A 20,337-nucleotide genomic window follows, 5' to 3' on the forward strand; every position below is an offset into this window, starting at 1 on the left:
GGTTAAATTAAAATTAGTTTCTTAAAATTACTATTAAAAGAAGAAAGAGATGAATATGATGAAACATACAGAACGGGAAATGTTAGCTCTGAGAGAAGAGGTAAATCAGATGTGGAAGTTGGTTATATCTCAGTTAGAAAAAGCAAAACAATCTTTTCTTAATGGAGATGTAGAGCTTGCCCGTGAGATTGTAAGCCGTGAGAAGCGCGTGAATGCATTCGAGCTGAAAATAGATAGCGATTGTGAAAACTATATTGCTCTCTACAGTCCTGTGGCTGTAGACCTAAGGCTGATCTTATCACTCATAAAGATTAGTAGCACGTTGGAGCGTATTGGTGATTTCTGTGATGGAATAGCTCGATATGTGATCGATGATGACTGTAATAAGCCGGGCTCACAATTGTTGGAAGAATTGCAATTAGAAAGAGTATTCGATGTACTGATAGGAATGCTTTCGGATGTATTTGTAGCTCTCGAGTCGGAAAACACAAAAATAGCCGGTAAAATATTAGCTAAAGATGAAGAGGTAGATAATATCTATCGCAATGCCATAGAGGTATTGACAGTCTATCTGGAAAATAACCCTACTTTTATATATTGTGGCTTGAAACTTTTACTGCTTATTCGCAAGTTGGAGCGCATTGGAGATCATTGTAGCAATATCGTAGAAGAAATTGTCTTTTATGTTGATGCCAAAGTTCTTAAACACTCGGGTAAAATAGGAAAAATCGAAAAAAAAGATGAGTAATTTCTTGAATAACTTATCTTTGTAAAGAGTAAATACAGAATGTATGGGAAATAAGATTCTGATCGTTGATGACGAGAAAGACATTTGCGAGATATTAGAGTTCAATTTAAGCAACGAAGGCTTTGACGTTGAATTAGCTTATTCGGCAGAAGAAGCCCTTAAGAAATTGAACCCCGATTTTTCTCTTATCCTCCTAGATGTGATGATGGGCGGAATGTCCGGCTACAAAATGGCGGAAAAGCTGAGGAAAGAAGGCAATAATATTCCTATTGTTTTCTTAACAGCCAAAGATACCGAGAATGATATGCTTACTGGTTTCTCGGTGGGAGGAGATGATTATATTTCGAAGCCATTCTCTATAAAGGAAGTCATTGCCCGTATCAAGGCAGTGGTAAAAAGGCTCGAAGTCAAAAAAAATACAAAAGAGTCAACTACTGAGTTAACCTTTGCCGGTATTGTGATCAATATGGACAAAAAAGAATTGACTGTTGATGGAGAAAAAGTAGCGCTTACAAAAACCGAGTTTGAGATACTTGCTTTATTGGCAACAAATGTAGATAAGGTGTTTTCTCGTGAAGATATTATCCAGACTGTATGGCGCGAAACCCCTTATATTACAGAGCGGACTGTGGATGTGCATATTGCCCGCCTGAGGAAAAAAATGGGAGAATACTCCTCACTTATCGCTAATCGTTCGGGTTATGGTTATAGATTTAATATAGGAGAATAATGAAGCTGACTTATAAGCAACGATTATTTTTATACTTTGCTATTATTTTCACTCTATTTACTGCTGGAATCTTTGTGTTCGAGCAGTCGAGGGAGCGGAGGTTGAGGACTGAAGCATTGGAAGAAAAATTGGATGCTTATGCGGAAATCATTAACTCTAGTCATGGTTTCCTGTCTCTGGATAGCCTCGAACAGCTTCTTCCTTCAAATATACGCCTTACCTTAATCGATAATGACGGGAATGTATTGTACGACAACTCTGTAAAAGATGTACATTCTCTCGAAAATCATACAATGCGCCCCGAAGTACAAGCTGCAATAGCAAAAGGACGAGGTAGTAATATAAGAATGTCTGCTTCTCTCAACAAGGAATATCTATATTATGCAAAGAAAATAGGCAACGGTTATGTTCGGGTAGCCCTTCCGTATGATATTCAAACACGTCGTTTTTTGGAGCCTGATAATTTATTTTTGTATTTTATATTAGCATTTTTCTTTATTATACTCATTCTGCTGAATGCCATAACAAACCGTTTTGGAAAATCCATCAGGCAGCTTCGAGATTTTGTAATGACTTCAGATAGTGATAAGCTTCCGAAGCTTGATTTTCCGAATGATGAATTGGGGCAAATAAGTACCAAGCTTGTAGAAAATTACAAACAGCTAAGAAGAAGCCAAAAGCGAATAGCTCTCGAACGAGAGAAGCTATTGCAACACGTTCATTCATCCGAAGAAGGAATTTGTTTCTTTTCGGCAGATAGAAATGTTGAATTTTATAATGGGCTATTTATTCAATATCTCAACACAATTTCGAGTGAACCGAATAGCAATCCCAAAGAAATATTTTCAGATAGTGCTTTTGATGAACTCAATGATTTTCTGTCGCGTGAAGATAAGGAAGAGAATTATTTTGAGATACATATCAGAAAGCATGGAAGACTATTTATTCTGCGGTTGAATATATTTGAAGACCGTAGTTTTGAGATCGTACTGAATGACATGACAGAGGAAGAAAAAACCCGATTACTGAAACAGGAAATGACAAGCAATATAGCACACGAATTGCGCACACCTGTAACAAGCATACGGGGATATCTTGAAACAGTCCTTGTACAATCGGCTTTAGACGAAAATAAGAAGCAGCACTTTATAAGCAAGGCTTACAATCAGACAATTATCCTTTCGGAATTGATCGGAGATATGAGCCTCATAACTAAAATAGAGGAGGCACCCACTTCTTTCCGAAAAGAAGAAGTGAATATCTATCAGTTGCTTAATGAATTGAATGACGATCTTGCGACAGCTTTGCAGAGCAAAAATATAGTAATGACAACCAATAATATTCCTGAAGGTTTGGCGATAAACGGGAATAGGAGTTTGTTATATTCCATCTTTCGTAATTTGGTGGATAATACCATTCGCTATGCAGGAGAAGATGTAACGATATGTGTAAGTGTATACAACGAAGACAAAGACTATTATTACTTCTCATTCTACGATACAGGGGTAGGGATCTCTGATGAAAAACACCTGAAACGCTTATTCGAACGCTTCTATAGAGTCAACGAAGGCCGTACACGTGATACAGGGGGCTCCGGCTTAGGGCTTTCTATCGTTAAGAATGCCATCGCGTTTCACAATGGTTCTATTATCGCAAAAAACAGAAAAGAAGGAGGCTTGGAATTCTTATTCAAGCTAAAAAAATAGAATACCTGATTTTATATTAAACCATCACTTATAATCTCTTTGTCATCCTGAGGGAAACGAAGCATCTTTAGAGCCAGACTCAAAATAGATTCTTCACTTCACTCAGAACAACGAAAGATATTTCAGATTTATCCGTTTACCTTTTTATAATCTGCAAGGAATGTGGCTAATCCGCTATCTGTAAGAGGATGTTTCAGTAATCCTTTGATTGCAGACAATGGGCAAGTAGCAACGTCAGCCCCTACCTCAATACACTGTATAATATGTTGAGTACTGCGGATAGATGCAGCCAACACCTGAGTAGACATATCATAAGTAGTGTACATATCTACAATCTTGCTTACCAACTCGATGCCATCACTTGAAATATCATCAAGGCGCCCAACAAATGGAGATACATAGGTAGCCCCAGCTTTTGCTGCTAATAAAGCCTGACCAACTGAAAATACCAATGTGCAATTCGTGCGGATTCCTTTCTTCGTGAAATATTTAATCGCCTTGATTCCATCCTCTATACAAGGGACTTTCACGACAATGTTTTTGTGTAAAGCCGCAAGCTCTTCACCCTCGCGTATCATCCCTTCATAATCTGTAGAGATCACCTCTGCGCTGACATCTCCATCTACAATTTTGCAGATTTCCAAATAATGATTCCGTTGATTTTCTACTCCTTTTATTCCTTCCTTTGCCATAAGGGACGGATTGGTAGTTACTCCGTCTAATACTCCTAAATTGTTAGCTTCGCGGATTTGATCCAAATTCGCTGTGTCGATAAAGAATTTCATGATATGTTATTATATTTATGAATACTATCCTCTAATATCCGAATATATTTTAATTAAAACAAATCAGATAGGCTGTTTGTTTCCACTCTCGATATGCTTTATACCATCTTAATATATAGACAGATATAATTCTTTTGCACGCTGTTCTGAAGATTGTTTAGCAGATCGTTGCCACATGAGATAATACCTATTACTTTTGCAATCTCATTCAGGTTTATCTCAACAAAACAACGCTATGGCTATATCTAAACACTACTGGTATCATACTATTGCTATTCTCACAGTAATTGTTTGGGGTACTACCTTTGTTTCCACAAAGGTTCTTATAGGGTATGGATTATCCCCTTCCGAAATTCTGATTTATCGTTTCCTGTTGGCATATATAGGTATTTGGTTTGTCTGCCCGAAAAGGCTTTTTGCTAAATCCGTTAAAGATGAGCTCCTGTTTGTTGCCGCCGGACTATGCGGGGGTTCCCTCTATTTTGTATTCGAAAATACCGCACTGCAAATAACGCTGGCATCGAATGTATCTCTTATTATATGTACCTCTCCTATATTTACTGCCTTCCTTTCCTACTTGATGTACAGAAAGGAAAAATTGAAAGCATCCCTTATATTTGGTTCTCTCACAGCTCTGCTTGGGGTTGGCTTGGTTGTTTTCAATGGTAGCTTTATATTGCAGATCAATCCTCTAGGTGATATTTTGACAATACTGTCTGCCCTGTCGTGGGCTTTTTATGGGATTGTATTGCGCAAGGTCAACGGGCGTTATTCAACACTTTTTATTACCCGTAAGGTATTTATTTATGGTATAATTACCATGCTTCCTTTTCTTGCTTTTAGTCCTTCATCCCTTCATCCTGAATTGCTTGTGCAGCCTATTATTATTGCTAACCTGTTGTTCTTAGGGCTGATTGCTTCACTGCTTTGCTTTATAGCATGGAACACGGCCGTGAAAGAACTTGGTATTGTACAAACATCCAACTATATCTACTTTGTACCGCTGGTAACACTGCTTACTTCTGCCATTGTAATAGATGAGCATATTACATTGGTTGCTCTTCTAGGGTCTGTATTTATTCTATTCGGTGTATATGTTGCCGAGAAAGGATTCAGACTTGGTTTGAAGAAAAATACCGCATAAGAAAATATATTTTCAGTCTTTGAGTATTCTCTTTAAGTAGGATATATCTAACAGATTCACTGTCTCAAAAGTTCCTTTATAAAACACTCCCCAGTTGTTGAAAACACAAGGCAGCTCTTTTGCCTTTTGCAGCGTATCCACTTGAATGAATGACACCGGGACGTTGTTCGTTTCGCAATACTCTTTTGTCATCTCAATACTCTGATAGACATAAGGACATTGCATATCATAATATATTGTAAGCTCTTTGTTTTCTATTTTCAGGCTCTTGGCGTTTTGTGCAAACTGAGGTGTTGTTCCGTCAAGAGAAAGTGCCAGTAATTCATATCCATTGTCGGTCGTATCAACAACCTCGAACCCAAACCTTTTTGCAAATGATTGGTCAGAGAGCCACGATTTTTGTTTTTGTGCTCCGAGCATGCAGATGCCCGATTTGCCCTTTTTCTTTGCATCAGCCAAGCAATACTCTATCAACGATCTTCCATACCCTTTTCCTTTGTAATTGCCTAAAACCCACAAGCAATATACATAGTAATAGTTGTCGCCGATTATGGGAACCCAAGCCGTTTCCAAAGGGGCATATTCAATAAAAACTGTAGCTTTTGCATTTAGTTTTCTAAAGACATGGCCCTCAGTCAGTCTGTCTGAGAGCCATTGTCTTTTTGCTTCAATACCTTGATGAGTCTTTTTACTACGGATAATGCAGCATAAGTGCTCATCGGTAAGGTTTTCTGTTGTTAAGTTTACTAAATCATCAATCATCTGCTTTTGTTTCAAACTAACATATATCTCGTCTTATTTCAGTCCGTCTTTTTTAGCTTTCATTGATGAATAGCCCAGATAGAATATGATTACCGCATACATGAACAATGCGAGCCATTGTGAGCCGGCAGAGTCTAACCACTCTTTGTCAACAAGATCAACTCCTCCGAAACGTAAGGTTGCGCTAACAACTCCCATCAAAGCACCTCCGGCAATGAATCCTGATGCCAATAATGTTCCTTTGTCCAATCGTGCCGAATTTAATGCTTTATCTTTGCTACGACTGCCTACATACCAGTTTACTGCACCACCAACCAATAGCGGCACATTCAGTTGAAGCGGGATAAACATTCCTAAAGCAAAGGCAAGAGCTGGCACTCTAAAGAGTGTAAGCAATAGAGCTATCAATGCACCAATACCATATAGTATCCATGGCGCACCTGTACCCGACATCAACGGGTCTATAACGGCAGCCATTGCGTTAGCCTGTGGAGCTACAAGAGCACCCTCTCCGGTAAAGCCGTACGTATCGTTCAATATGATCATTACTCCTCCTACTGTTGCAGCAGAAACGAGTGTTCCTAGAAACTTCCACGATTGTTGTTTAGCCGGAGTCGTTCCCAGCCAATAACCGATCTTTAGGTCGGTTATAAATCCACCCGCCATAGACAGGGCCGTACATACTACCCCTCCCATAATCAGCGCTGCCACCATACCCGAAGTCCCTTTTAGTCCTACTGCCACCATGATAACTGAGGCAAGGATAAGGGTCATCAGTGTCATCCCCGAAACAGGGTTTGTTCCTACTATTGCAATCGCATTGGCAGCTACGGTGGTGAATAAGAAAGCAATTATCGCTACCACCAGAATAGCTATGACAGCGTAGAACAGATTGTGCATTACACCCAGATAGAAGAAAATGAATGTTGCAAGCAAAGCGACTATTACTCCGATAGAAATTATTTTCATGGGGAGATCAAGCTGAGTGCGCTTATCTATTTTCGATGCATCTTTATTACCTCCTTTAAACTCTTTAGAAGCAAGTCCTACAGCACTTTTGATAATAGGCCATGACCGAATGATACCGATTATACCTGCCATTGCAATACCTCCGATACCAATATGGCGTGCCATAGATGAGAATATCACTTCAGGGCTGGCAGATGCTATTCCGTCAATAAGCCCTCCTCCCGGCAAATAAGGTGCAGGATTTAACATTTGCAGTGTCGTATCTCCTAATAATGGCAGAAGAGGAACAAGAACAAACCAAACCAATGCAGAGCCGGCACAGATGATAGCGGCGTATCTTAGTCCTACGATATATCCCAAGCCGAGAACTGCTGCTCCAACATTAACGCTGAATAGCATCTTCACTTTATTGGCTAAGGTCTCACCGTAAGGGATCACACGTGATGTGAAGGTTTCGCCCCATGTACCGAATGTGGCTATAACAAAGTCATAAAGTCCTCCGATCAGCCCGGCTATAATAAGGGGCTTGGCCTGATCTCCTCCCTTTTCGCCCGATACCAGTACTTGTGTAGTGGCGGTAGCCTCGGGGAAAGGATATTTTCCGTGCATATCGGAAACAAAGTATTTACGGAAAGGAATAAGGAACAAGATTCCTAAAATACCTCCCAGCAACGAACTAAGAAACACCTGAAAGAAATCGACCGAAATATCGGGATATTTAGCTTGCAGGATGTAAAGTGCAGGCAGGGTGAATATAGCTCCGGCTACAATAACCCCGCTACTTGCCCCAATGGATTGTATTATGACATTCTCACCAAGTGCGTTTTTACGCTTGGTAGCGCTCGATAGCCCTACGGCAATAATAGCGATAGGTATAGCGGCTTCGAATACTTGTCCTACTTTCAGACCCAGATAGGCTGCTGCAGCACTAAACAAAACGGCCATCAGCAGTCCCCACATAACCGACCATGGCGTAACTTCTTTGTATTGCTTATTGGGAGACATTATGGGGTTGTACTCTTCTCCCTCTTTGAGCTCATGAAAAGCGTTTTCAGGTAATCCGCTTATCTTGTCTTCATTTTCTGTTTTCACGGGCTAACTATTTTTTTGTTACAAATTTCTTCTGAAAGTATTACAGATACAAATCTACATTATTTTTTACAGTTATGAAAAAGAACTTATTCCAACATCTTTTTTATTTCCAACATTATAAAGTTTAAAAAGTGACAAAATACGATTTTTATACGATAATCCCAGAAGCTTGTTAAGTGTCACATTATAATGTTTTTATCAGCTGTTTTGAGAATAAAAGGTGACAAAAGTGACACTTTTTAGCCTGTTTTTATCTGTCACCTTTTTGTCCTGATCAGTAACTGATATAAGATAAATTATGGATTATAAAACACAGTCTGTTTTATTTGCAAGAGGTTCTTCATGTCGTTTAGGATGACAGCGTAACAAGTGATTTCTTCTCAACTGCAGACTTAAAATCCCATACCAAGCTCAAACATTAGCCTGTTGGCATCGCTCGAACCAAAATAAGAGAATTTACCTGTGAATTTGCGGAGTAATGTTAGCCAGAATCCTCCTCCATAAGAGGAATGCCACTTTTGTGAAACATCGTTAGGATACCATACACGTCCATGATCTACTCCAACAAACACTCCATAGTTAAGTGGTGTGAGGGGATTGTTGAGCCGTCCCATATCAAGCCGTATATCCGAGTACTGATAGAATGAATGACGACCGATGAAGCGGTTACTCCGATATCCTCTCAGTTCGGTTGTTGCTGCCTGAAAGAAATCATATTTGTCAGAGAACAGGCTCTTTCCTTTAAGTAGAGTAGCAAAAGTAATTCTGTCTGTTAGTTTAAGATTCAAACCGAATTCTCCTGTTGTATAGGCAAAATTGTTCTGAGGTTTGGTTACGTTCACAGTCCATCCTGATGAAACGGAGAACTTGACAGACGAAACAAAAGATTGTATTTTTTTATTGAACTCATACGCCGCCCCAAGATCAACAAAGTATTTGGTAGAGAATATCGAGTTGTCATCATCGTAAAATGTATTGATGAAGCGATCACGATTTTTAGGGTTTTTCACTTGATACGATTCTATGGAAGTATAGATGTTGAATGTCTGGTCTTTGTTGATATTGTAATAGAAAGACGGCTTTAACATGTACTTTTTGATATTAACACGATTGTAGTTCTTGTTCTCATTTTTATAACCATCCGTGTTGTTGCCGAACCCGAAGAAGTTGCTAAAATAAGAAGGGCTACCCACCAGGGCCAATACGTGCAGGCTTTTTTTCTCATCATAGCTTGGAAAAATTCCCTGATATATAAACCCATTGTTTAAATCGTAGCTTATCTGATGTCTTCGAGTATAAGGAGCTCGTCTAAAGCCGTATACGGTATATGAAAAGGATGTTCCGAGATTCAAACCCAAATCGGAGTCATAGATTCCTATCGGAGTCACAGAAAGTGATGTATGTCTCAACCGCTGATAGTCATACTCCAACGCATTTTCGTCGTTAGGGATAATTACTTTTGCGTTGTTGATGGCTTTTAGCTGTTCTTTCTCCGACTTCGACTCGTAAATAAATACGTTACTCCCTTGTTTTACATCATAGTCGTTATTATCGTTACCCCCAATAAGTAAGACTGCAATATTTCTTCTCCGTTTATTTACCTCGAAGCTGTCTTCACCTCCTAGTCCGTATAGCCATATCTCTTTCGTCCGTTTTGGTGAATATTTTTTGTCGAAAGTGAGCTTATTGGTGTTTTTATCAAAGATGCGTATGTGCAATTCCTTTCCATTCTGATCTATTACAAACTTCTCGCTTCTATCTGTACCCGTTATAACCGGATTCTTTTGTAAAGTAGTATTATAATATTTCAAAGCGATATCCTCCAGATTTTTTCTTCTGGCTTTAAGTCTTTCTTTTAGTTTGTTGATATCCTCATTTTGCATTTCCTTCGGTAGCGCTGAAAACGCATTGTCTATATCCCTATCTGTTAAGTCTAATTTTAATATTCGTGCTTGCTCTTGCCAATCTTCGGCTGTGCTTCTTTGTGTAATTGCAATATCGAGAGGCTGAGCCAGTGTATTTATTTTCTTGATATTTTTTATATGAGCTTCATAGTTGGTAATAAAGCCGACACCCAGCATCCCTAATAGTCCTTTGAAGAGAAAGCCGTCTACTTTCGAGAAGGCATGGCTTCTGTCTATCACTTGAGGTTGATATACAACAGAATCACCTTTCTGCGTTGATACCCAATACCAGTTTTCCGATACTTTGTTCCAATCGCCGATAAGCATATCAAACAGGCGCATCTTGATATATAAGTTCTGATCTACTGATGTAGGATTTGTACTGTGCAGGCTATCTATTAATGCCTCTACATTGGTGAGGATTTTTTTATTCTTCAAAGCGGGAAGCTCTGATATGCTCACGAGCTTATTCTTTAGTTGATTATCGTCTATAATCGTGTCCGTTCCGTCATCAAGCATGTAGTAAATACGGGTATTCATCGAACAAATATTTGCCGACCTAGCCAACTTTTCCGACACAAGAAACATATATGGATGAACGATTGTATACGCTTCAGTAATAAAATCATCCAGATATGTATCTTTAAAATCTTCATGATGATATACATCTCTGAAAAATTTGGACTCCAAAAAGCTTGAAGAACCGCCAAGTGGCTTTAGCATAAATAGCTGGTCTCGTTTGTTCTTCAGAATAAACGCATGAAGCATCGGGCGTTCGCTGATAATGGATAGCCCTCCATAAGATGAATCTAAAGACGCTGCTTTGGCTGTGATGGGTTTGTAGTATACGTCTCTGTAATGTTTTCCCCACGCCCAGGTGTAAAACGAACTGTGCTTTTTCTTTTCGTTAGAATAGATAGGCTTTTCTATATTTTGCCCAATGCGCACAGGTATAGAATCATCCGCATTATCTTGTGCCAATACATTTAGCGAAGTAAAGTGTAAGCAGATAAAGCTGAATATTGTGATGTAATATTTCAGGAGTGGTTTAAGCAATATTTTACAGTTTATTTCTGGTGTAATAATGTTTTGTTGTAGAGTATCGGTGTAAATGTAATTAAAAAAACGAAAAGCAAACTCAATTTACTTTAATTCTCTTATTACTTTACATGGATTGCCTGCTGCAAGACAATTTGCTGGAATCGATTTTGTGACCACACTCCCTGCTCCGATAGTAGTATTGTCGCCGATAGTTACACCGGCAAGTATAATAGATCCCCCGCATATCCATACATTGGAACCGATAGTAACAGGAGCCGAATCTATTTTCCAGAACGAAGGCGCAGCATTCTCATCGGTATTGTAAGATAAGCGTTCGTTCGGGTTTACGGGATGTGAAACAGCGTATATCTGTACATTGGGACCTATACCTGTATTATTCCCGATTGTTATTTTGTTGCAATCAAGAAACACACAATTCATATTGATTTCGCAATTGTCTCCAATATGGATATTTTCACCATAATCGACATAAAAAGGTGCAGTAATCCAAACGTTTTCTCCTTTCGATCCAAGGATCTGACCGAGCAATTTATCTAGCGTTTCTTTATCGTCGCTTGCTGTTTGGTTGTATTGCTGTGTTAGTTTTTTTGCCAAATGCCAGCGTGTAATTAATTCGGTATCTCCCGGATCATAATATTCGCCTGCCAGCATTTTCTCTTTCTCCGTTTTCATTTTGTATATTTTATAGACCTGTTAAAGTGATGATTAATAACCCTACGCATACAGCGGTGATCGTAGCCACCAGACCCGGAATCATAAACGAGTGATTGAGTACCCATCGTCCGATGCGGGTTGTTCCTGTGCGGTCAAAGTTGATAGCAGCCACTACTGTTGGGTAGTTGGGTAAGAAAAAGTACCCGTTGACTGTAGGGAACAATGCGATAAGCATCCAGGGTGATATACCCAAAGCAATGCCTAACGGCATCAATGCCCGTACGGTTGCAGCTTGGCTGTATAATAGAATAGACATAACAAATAAGGCCACACCAAATATCCAGGGCATGGAAGTAACCACCCCTTCTATAGAAGCTCGAAGTTGCTCCATATTGCCGTTGATAAAAGTATCTCCCATCCATGCAATACCAAAGATGGCAACTACCGCTTGCATTCCTGCGACGAATACAGACCCCTGAGCCGCTTTTATCCCATCAGTACGGGTTAAGAGCAGAATGAGTGCAGCAGCCGAAAGCATCAGTATTTCTATAATGATGGGCATATTCAGCGTTTTACCTCCTATCTGCCTTAACCCATCTATAGACCCGAAAAGAATAATGAGAACAGTAGCCAATATAAAGATAAGGACAGATAACCCTGCCTTACTTTTTAGACTATATATTTTTTTGTCAGAGACTTTATCTTGGCTGAACATTCCTGCACCGAGGCGTTTAAGATATTCAGGGTCTTCATGCAATTCTTTTCCCATGCGCATACTCACTAATGCACCAAGCAGGACTCCTATCAGGGTTGATGGTATGCTTATCATTAGAATGTTGAGTAAGGATATATTGTATCCGGCAAGCATGCTCAATAGGGCAACCGTTGCCGCAGAGATCGGGCTGGCGGTTATGGCTTGCTGTGAGGCGATTACGGCAATTGAAAGAGGTCGCTCGGGGCGTATTTTCGTTTCTCGTGCTACTTCGGCTATTACCGGCAGTACGGAGTAGGCGACATGCCCTGTTCCGGCTACGAATGTGAATAGATATGTGACGATTGGGCTGAACAGTGTGATCCGTTGGGGATGTTTACGCAGAAATTTTTCCGCAAGGGATACCATAAGGTCGAGTCCGCCAGCTGCCTGCATACAGCCCGCTGCTGCTATTACAGCGACTATCATCAGCATTACGTCGATAGGAGGGGAGGTTGGCTCCAAACCAAACCCGAAGACCAGAATAGCCAATCCGAGACCACCCATCACTCCAAGGCCGATACCTTGCAAACGCGCGCCTACAATAATTGCGGCAAGTATAAAAAGAAACTGAATCAGCATATATTGCGATCAAAATGTTTAAAATATAACGACAAAAATAGATGATTGTTTTTGTCTGTCATAATTTTAAGCGCATGGATGTATATGAAGGCTCTACAAAACCTAATTTTTTATATAGTTCCTTACCGTCATCTGTTGCGTACAGATCGATAGAAGAAACCCCTTTCTGTCTCGCTTCATTTATGATCTCTCGAATAACTTGTGAAGCAATGCCCTTGCGCCTGAATTCAGGATAAGTAACAACATTTAGCAATGTACCTGTCAGTCCTGTGATAAAAGAAGGGTTTGCAGGCCTTTCTTGTATGATGAGGAATGCGGCAGATGCTATTTTGCCTGTTGGGTGTTTAGCTATCACAGCTATGAAATCTTCCAACGGGATATGCTTTGCCAAATACACTTTTAGTTGAGCCCGGATATCCTTTTTTTTCTGATCTGATAAACGTCCCTGATCCATTGTCAAGAAATCAATCCGAAGTTGGATCAGATCGCTAATATCATCCAAAGTTGCTTTGTAAATATTCATTATTCTTGTTGCTAAAAAATTATATCCCGATTTATCTTTCTAACTTTTTATAGATGAAGATTTTCTTTTACAAAACCATATATACTTTGCTTATCTCCGATAATCCACAAAATATCTCCAGTAGAGAAGGTTGTATTTGCCGGAGGATTGATTTTAACTGTTCCTTTACTCTCAAATCCCACGACAAAGCATTTCTTTTCTTTGCCCATTTCCGATTCGTATAGGCTTTTGTTATTCAGAACAGAATTTTCTTCCACGATGAGCGATATGCATTTGATGTTGGAATGCGGATCATTGTCTTGCTGCTTAGAAAATTCGTGTATTGTACGCAAAGTACTCTTGAACATTGTTATGCAATTCTTCATAGTCATCAGGCGGTCAATATTCATAATGTTTCCGGCCACTAAGAGCAGGTCGCCGGACTCTAGCACAAAGTCTCCGTTCGGAAAATATAGATCTTCTTCGCCTCTGCGTACTGTAATGATGATCAGATCGTATCGTTGCCTGAAGTCGGTATCCTTAAGCATTTTATGCTCATATTCAGAACCGGGTTCCAGTTTGAATTTCCCTACATACAGGTTGCTTTCTATCCAGTTTGTATTGTCCAGATCGTAAACGACTACTCCACCGTTCTGCTTTAGGGAATTTCTTCGTCTTTCTTCCAATATCCTCTGGTTAAAGTTTACTACAAACCTGTATTCTATTTTCCAATATAGCTTGAGCAGGTGCTTCGACTGTATCACAAGGAAGATAAGCACGCCAGCAATCAGTACCGATACCCAAATAGGGATGGTTAGAAACAGCCATAAGAGAACATAGATAAAAGCATAAGCAATGATAAATCGAAGTAGTATTAACGAAGATAGTATAATCCGGTTTTTTACACTTCGTTGCCAAAGTTTCAATATCAGGTAAGGCTGTTGCCCTCCTCTATAGACAAGCCCTTTGAGAATTGGAGAGATAGCCAGAAAAGTGATTACAAGGCAAATAATATTTCCCCAAGGTTCTGCTATATGTTCGTTGATAAATGGAGCGATGAAGCTCGATGTAACGATAATAGCACCAATACATAATGATATGAAAACAATGACATTCGATATGTAATTAGTTAAAAATACACTCCAGTCACTTTGATTTTTAGGATTTTCAAGCCTTTCGTCTTTTTCAAGTATTTTCTGCCTCCATGAGTCGGGTATGGTTTTCATCATCCAATTATAGAAAGGAATGCTTGCAGCCATAAGGTATGGGGTCGTAAACGTAGTAAGTATAGAAACGGCAATAATGATAGGGTAAATAAAATTGTCGGCCAATTGATAGGCTATCGCCGAACTTGCCACAATAAAAGCAAACTCGCCAACCTGAGCCATACTGAATCCCGACTGGATGGATACTAACATCGATTCGCCGGATAAGCGTGCCCCTATAGCAGTGAATATTATTTTTCCTAATAAAACTGCCAGTGTAATTATGATTACACTCACGAGGTTCTCTTGTATTACGGTAGGATTCATCATCATACCCACCGAAACAAAAAAGACAGCTCCGAAAAAGTCTTTTATAGGTTTGGTGAGGGTTTCTATTTTTTCGAGCTTTATTGTTTCTGCTAAAATAGATCCCATGATAAATGCGCCCAATGCCGAAGAAAGTTCAACTTCTGTAGCAAAGACTACCATACCCAAACATAAGCCTAAGGAAATGATAAGCAGTGTTTCATCATTGAGCCATTTTTTTGCTTTTTTGAGAAAGGTAGGTATAAGGAAGATACCACATACAACCCATACGACCATAAAGAAGATCAATTTCCCTAAACTGAGCAACATTTCGGTGCCTTCAAAGTGGCGGCTTACGGCAATTGTTCCCATAAATACCATGACGAGGATGGCAAAAAGGTCGTCAAATATAAGTATGCCGAAAACTACTTCTGTAAAACGTTTGCCTCTATATTTTGGGTCTTCGAATCCTTTTACGATAATAGTAGTGGACGACAAACAGAGCATACAGCCCAGTATAAGGCTGTTCCATGTCCCCCATCCGAGCCATAGCCCGATAAAGTAACCGGATACACCGAGCCCTATGGCAATCATGATGAGTGTTATAAATCCTGTCTTTCCATTACTGATGAGTTTCTTGAAGCTAAATTCAAGCCCCATACCAAATAAGAGGAATATAACACCAATCTCTGCCCAGATATTTATATTTTCAGCATCGGTAACTGTAGGGAAAAAACTGGAGTGTGGACCTGTCAAGAATCCTGCAACTATATACCCTAATACTAAAGGTTGGTTTAACCATTTGAATATGATGGTTATTATTCCCGCAATTATCAATATAAAAGCTAAATCGCTAATTATAGATGGTAAATGAGTCATTATGTTTATTTTATATGTGAACTAGAACTTTCTTTTTAGACAAAACTGTTTCATGTGGATAGTTTATTTATCTACAAATGAATGCTCTATATAATCTATTATATGTGAATATAATTTAACCCTTCGGTAATCCTAGCAATTAGGAAATGGTTAAAAATACAGTATTTCACGCTTTTATGGGTATAAATTTAATAAAAATTGTCGGAACTTGGACATTCTTTTTTTGTTGAATGGGATTTTTAATACTGCAAACAGCTGCTATTTTGTATTCTTTTATAATTGATTAGGCCGATATTTTGTTCTTATAATCAATTGTTTAAATGTATGTTTGGTGGTGTGTCCGTATATATTCTATTATTCTTTCATTAATTATTTAGAGAATATCTATAAATATACTACTTTTGCACCTTAAATTAAAAATGAGGTAAACGACGTTTTACCATCAGTATATGTGCCAATGCGTACGCTACAAGAGCTTGTAAACACGGAAGACCCGGGTTGGCCGATTGTAAAAAAATGGATTGATCAGGCCAAAAACAAGGTGGAAATTCTGCCTTGCGAGCGTCAACGAGCCGAAAAAAGTCTGATACACGCACAAGTTACCACACGCTCTCTGATGGGAGCAATTATCTACGAAACAGGCGGGCTATTAATCGACAATGGATGGATTCGTATTCTTGGATCAGGCAGTGATCGTATGAAAAGAACTCTTCCCGACTGGAATATGGGCAAATCTTTTTCTGAATTTGGAGAACCTGCTCCATATTTATTGGTTGCAGACGATGCCATCGGCGGGTTTTATGCAATTAACGGCGGTTTTTTGGGAGAAGACACCGGAAACCTGTACTACTTTGCTCCCGATATGCTTCAATGGATTCCTTTGGAAATGGAATATAGCCAGTTTCTTTTATTCTGCTTCGAGACAGATATGGATGAATTTTATCCCGGTATGAGGTGGGATGGCTGGCAACAGGATGTAATGCATCTGCGCCCTGACTATGCATATAGTTTTTTCCCTTTTTTGTGGACTGAAGAAGCTAAAGACATCAATACTATAGAAAGAAATGCTATTCCGATTGAAGAAGTATATAGCTTCAATATGGAATCGATGAATATAAAAGGTTAATAATCAAAAAAGAAGGAGGCTCAAATGGAAATGACAGAAAATGAGGTTGATAAATTTATCCAACCGATTCGTAAAACAGATCTTATTTATCAGATAGAAGATAATCCTCCATTTAAAGAGGCTGTCTTTGCCGGTCTACAGCACCTTTTGGCTATATTTATAGCAATAATAACCCCTCCGCTGATTATTTCCCAGGCTCTAAATTTTACAGTCGAAACAACAGGGTTTCTTGTTTCTATGGCTTTATTGGCATCGGGTATATCTACATTTATACAATGCCGTAAGTTTGGCCCCGTAGGTTGTGGCCTGCTTTGTATACAAGGAACAAGTTTCTCCTTCATTGGTGCGCTTACCGCTAGTTTTGCCGCCAAAGGTGATATGGGCGAAGCTGCTATACTTGCCGCTATATTCGGAGTATGTATTGCCGCATCACCTGTGGAAATGATAGTTAGCCGATTACTTAAATATACAAAAAAGATTATCACTCCCCTTGTTTCAGGTATCGTGGTTACAATGATAGGACTTTCTCTTATAAAAGTAGCGATTATTTCTTGTGGAGGAGGTTTCAATGCAATGAGTGTTGAGGGTGCAAGATCATTTGGCAGTATGCAGAACTTAGGTCTGGCAGCACTTGTTCTTGTTTCTATACTTGTATTGAACAGTATAAGAAATAAATATATCCGCATGAGTTCTATTATCATAGGTATTATCATAGGATATGTGACTGCTTATTTTATGGGCTGGATAGATTTCTCTAAGATGGGAGCGATAGGGGCAATAACAATTCCTCAGCCGTTTAAATACGGTCTGGGCTTTGACCTGTCGGCATTTATCGCGGTTGCTCTTATCTACTTTATAACTTCGATAGAAGCTTATGGTGATATTACTGCCAATTCGATGATTGGTGGAGAACCTATTGAAGGTCCTAAATTTATGAAACGTGTACAAGGAGGCGTATTGGCCGATGGTATAAATTCCGCTTTGGCTGGGGTACTCAACTCTTTCCCGAATTCAATATTTGCTCAAAATAATGGTTTGATACAGTTGACAGGTGTTGCCAGTCGTCGTGTAGGTTATTATATTGCCGCATTTCTGGTTATTCTGAGTGCTTTCCCTTTTGTTGGAGGTATATTCTCTATTATGCCTGAGCCTGTATTGGGTGGAGCTACACTTTTGATGTTCGGTACGGTAGCTGCATCTGGTGTGCGTATTATTGCTTCTCAGGATATCGACAGAAAAGCAATACTTGTACTTGCAGTAAGCTTTGCATGCGGACTGGGAGTTGAACTAGTACCTAATATTCTTTCGCAGATGCCTGCTACCATAAGCGGTATTTTCTCGTCCGGTATTACTACAGGAGGTGTAGTTGCTATAATCGCTAATGTTGTTATCCGTATTAAGGAATAAAAAATATTACAATGAAATTACTTAAAGATCGTATTCTAAAAGACGGAAAAAGTTTTGAAGGGGGAATCCTTAAAGTAGATAGTTTTATCAATCATCAGATGGATCCTATCCTGATGAAATCGATAGGCGTTGAATTTGTTCGTCGTTTTGGGAATATGCCTATCAACAAAGTTGTTACAATTGAAGCTAGTGGTATTGCTCCGGCTATTATGTTGGGATACTTACTCGAGCTGCCTGTTGTTTTCGTAAAGAAGGCCGTACCTAAAACAATGGTGAATATGTTGTCTACTACAGTATATTCTTTTACAAAAGACAAGGAATATACCGTGTCGGTAAGTGGTGATTTTCTTACAAAGGATGATAAGGTGGTCTTTATTGATGACTTTCTTGCAAACGGAAATGCTGCGGTAGGTGTATATGATATTATTAAGCAATCGGGCGCTGAACTATACGGTATGGGCTTTATCATCGAGAAAAGCTTTCAGGACGGTGGACGACGTTTGCGCGAGCTCGGGATTCATGTAGAGTCGCTAGCTAAAATAAAAGAATTGGGAGCGAATAAAATTATTTTTGAAGAATAGAAGTAAGTGATTTAAACATTTTGGTAGTGTCCTCTTTATGAAGAAGTATGTATCTTTGTAAAGAGGATCTGATTTTTAAGAAGAATGGATAAGACAATTTTCTATACACCCGATATATTGAGTAATCCCGAATTACCTCTCGAGGAAGCGCAACATTGTATAAAGGTACTGCGTAAAAAGGAGGGGGATGAGATTCTTTTAACAGACGGGAAAGGGAGTTTTTATGATGCTGAAATCATACAGGCTAACCCTAAACATTGTCACGTAAATATCCTGAAAACAATAGTACAGCCCAAAAACTGGGAATGTAATATTCATATTGCTTTTGCCCCTACAAAAAATATAGATCGAATCGAATGGTTTGCCGAGAAGGCAACAGAAATAGGTCTAGATCGATTCTCTCCGCTTCTTTGTCAACATTCGGAGCGCAGAGAGATAAAGCTTCAGAGGATAGAGAAAATTCTCGTTTCGGCAATGAAGCAATCGCAAAAAGCAATCCTTCCTCAATTGGATGAAATGCAATCTTTTTCGAAGTTTGTTAAACAAGATTTTGAAGGACAAAAATTTATCGCTCATTGCTACCCCTCTGAAAAGAAATCGTTGAAGGATGCTTATAAATTAGGGGAAAGTGTTCTGATCTTGATTGGCCCTGAAGGCGATTTTTCGGAGCAGGAAGTAGAAGAGGCAATAAAAAATGGCTTTCAACCTGTTACTTTAGGGGAAAGCCGCTTGCGTACCGAGACGGCTGCATTAGCCGCATGTCATTCTATCCATGTGCTAAACTGGTAGCACTTATTCGGGCTTGAAAGAGAGCTTATCCCATGTATAGCGTTTAGGATTTTCGATAAGGAAAGGCTCTATCATCTTGTAATCTTCCCCGGTAAGATAATTCTCTATATCGTAACTTATTTCTAATGATGTGCTGTCGGGCGAAAGATCTATTGTTATCGGATTCATATCCAGTGCAGCATAAGCGTTGCGAAATTCTTGGCTATTCTTGTCTGTATTTGCTATAATGAAAGTATCCTTGTTTATCTTCGGAAACAGATCATTTTGAGGTATTGGAAACCATTGTGTAGTATAAAATTGTATTTGACTGTCGCACGCTTTTCCACAAACAGTCTTTACAACGCAAATTATTTTCGACTCGTTTATCAAAGGCAAAAGCTTTATCTGAACTGTTCCGGCCTCGGAAGTTTGCAGGGATATGTAATCAGAAGAAATGCCAATTCTTTCTACTTCTCCAAAAGAACCCCTTGGAGCTGTAATGCCTGTAGTATCATTCGGATTGGAAAGTAGTTTTTCTTTTCCGGCTGCGTCTAGTCCTGTAATCATGTTTTCGGGCATAGCAAGAAAAATTGTTTTCAGATCTTGAGCTGAAACACCGGAGGCAGTACTGAATATGATAATAATTGCAAGTATAAACTTTCTCATTTTGTATC

General features: G+C 39.2%; 17 protein-coding genes. 8 read left to right on the forward strand and 9 right to left on the reverse strand.

Features of this window, described 5'->3' with window-relative positions; genetic code table 11:
• The first annotated feature begins 55 nt into the window (after nt 1-55).
• From phoU to phoR, 3 genes are read left to right on the forward strand one after another with little or no spacing between them, the layout of a single operon-like run.
• Complete coding sequence (phoU, locus tag PKC55_RS09120) at nt 56-748, forward strand: phosphate signaling complex protein PhoU (protein ID WP_324372764.1); 693 nt, start codon at nt 56-58, stop codon at nt 746-748.
• 43 nt (nt 749-791) lie between these two features.
• Entirely contained in the window at nt 792-1,478 is a 687-nt protein-coding gene (gene phoB / locus PKC55_RS09125) for a two-component system response regulator PhoB (protein ID WP_006841561.1), read from the forward strand.
• Nucleotides 1,478-3,184 (forward strand): sensor histidine kinase, encoded by a 1,707-nt coding sequence (gene phoR, locus PKC55_RS09130; protein WP_291124005.1) that lies wholly within the window; start codon nt 1,478-1,480, stop codon nt 3,182-3,184. Before phoB ends, phoR begins: the two co-directional genes overlap by 1 nt.
• Before the next feature lie 128 nt (nt 3,185-3,312).
• Here the strand turns inward: phoR and fsa are convergent, their stop codons facing one another.
• Entirely contained in the window at nt 3,313-3,969 is a 657-nt protein-coding gene (gene fsa / locus PKC55_RS09135) for a fructose-6-phosphate aldolase (RefSeq protein WP_135106566.1), read from the reverse strand.
• Between the two features lie 235 nt (nt 3,970-4,204).
• Between fsa and PKC55_RS09140 the strand changes: the two genes are divergently transcribed.
• Complete coding sequence (locus PKC55_RS09140) at nt 4,205-5,113, forward strand: DMT family transporter (RefSeq protein ID WP_291124006.1); 909 nt, start codon at nt 4,205-4,207, stop codon at nt 5,111-5,113.
• Between the two features lie 12 nt (nt 5,114-5,125).
• Here the strand turns inward: PKC55_RS09140 and PKC55_RS09145 are convergent, their stop codons facing one another.
• The 7 genes from PKC55_RS09145 to PKC55_RS09175 form a co-directional block, all read right to left on the reverse strand.
• Nucleotides 5,126-5,875: a GNAT family N-acetyltransferase gene (locus PKC55_RS09145; RefSeq protein ID WP_291124007.1), complete on the reverse strand. Its 750-nt coding sequence runs from the start codon at nt 5,873-5,875 to the stop codon at nt 5,126-5,128.
• A 33-nt stretch (nt 5,876-5,908) separates the two neighbouring features.
• Nucleotides 5,909-7,936 (reverse strand): OPT family oligopeptide transporter, encoded by a 2,028-nt coding sequence (locus PKC55_RS09150; RefSeq protein WP_291124008.1) that lies wholly within the window; start codon nt 7,934-7,936, stop codon nt 5,909-5,911.
• A 392-nt stretch (nt 7,937-8,328) separates the two neighbouring features.
• Complete coding sequence (locus PKC55_RS09155; RefSeq protein WP_324372770.1) at nt 8,329-10,896, reverse strand: BamA/TamA family outer membrane protein; 2,568 nt, start codon at nt 10,894-10,896, stop codon at nt 8,329-8,331.
• 87 nt (nt 10,897-10,983) lie between these two features.
• Complete coding sequence (locus tag PKC55_RS09160; protein WP_006841553.1) at nt 10,984-11,574, reverse strand: sugar O-acetyltransferase; 591 nt, start codon at nt 11,572-11,574, stop codon at nt 10,984-10,986.
• A 10-nt stretch (nt 11,575-11,584) separates the two neighbouring features.
• Nucleotides 11,585-12,889, reverse strand: a complete 1,305-nt coding sequence (locus PKC55_RS09165; RefSeq protein WP_291124010.1) for an anaerobic C4-dicarboxylate transporter family protein — start codon at nt 12,887-12,889, stop codon at nt 11,585-11,587.
• 58 nt (nt 12,890-12,947) lie between these two features.
• Nucleotides 12,948-13,412, reverse strand: a complete 465-nt coding sequence (locus PKC55_RS09170) for a GNAT family N-acetyltransferase (protein WP_291124011.1) — start codon at nt 13,410-13,412, stop codon at nt 12,948-12,950.
• A 47-nt stretch (nt 13,413-13,459) separates the two neighbouring features.
• A complete protein-coding gene (locus tag PKC55_RS09175; RefSeq protein ID WP_324372773.1) occupies nt 13,460-15,781 on the reverse strand; it encodes a monovalent cation:proton antiporter family protein in 2,322 nt (773 codons plus the stop codon).
• Between the two features lie 457 nt (nt 15,782-16,238).
• Between PKC55_RS09175 and PKC55_RS09180 the strand changes: the two genes are divergently transcribed.
• From PKC55_RS09180 to PKC55_RS09195, 4 genes are all read left to right on the forward strand, one after another.
• Nucleotides 16,239-16,907 (forward strand): DUF2625 domain-containing protein, encoded by a 669-nt coding sequence (locus PKC55_RS09180; protein WP_283685631.1) that lies wholly within the window; start codon nt 16,239-16,241, stop codon nt 16,905-16,907.
• Between the two features lie 24 nt (nt 16,908-16,931).
• Nucleotides 16,932-18,314: a nucleobase:cation symporter-2 family protein gene (locus tag PKC55_RS09185; RefSeq protein WP_135106581.1), complete on the forward strand. Its 1,383-nt coding sequence runs from the start codon at nt 16,932-16,934 to the stop codon at nt 18,312-18,314.
• A gap of 11 nt (nt 18,315-18,325) precedes the next feature.
• Nucleotides 18,326-18,895 (forward strand): xanthine phosphoribosyltransferase, encoded by a 570-nt coding sequence (gene xpt, locus PKC55_RS09190; protein WP_135106583.1) that lies wholly within the window; start codon nt 18,326-18,328, stop codon nt 18,893-18,895.
• 84 nt (nt 18,896-18,979) lie between these two features.
• Nucleotides 18,980-19,684 carry a 16S rRNA (uracil(1498)-N(3))-methyltransferase gene (locus tag PKC55_RS09195; protein ID WP_291124013.1) on the forward strand — a complete coding sequence of 235 codons (705 nt, stop codon included), beginning with the start codon at nt 18,980-18,982 and terminating at the stop codon, nt 19,682-19,684.
• 3 nt (nt 19,685-19,687) lie between these two features.
• Here PKC55_RS09195 and PKC55_RS09200 read toward each other — a convergent pair whose 3' ends face one another.
• Nucleotides 19,688-20,329 (reverse strand): DUF3256 family protein, encoded by a 642-nt coding sequence (locus PKC55_RS09200; RefSeq protein WP_291124014.1) that lies wholly within the window; start codon nt 20,327-20,329, stop codon nt 19,688-19,690.
• Nucleotides 20,330-20,337: the final 8 nt, after the last annotated feature.

Origin of the sequence: Dysgonomonas sp. (genome assembly GCF_035323175.1) — a bacterium.
Lineage (GTDB): Bacteria > Bacteroidota > Bacteroidia > Bacteroidales > Dysgonomonadaceae > Dysgonomonas.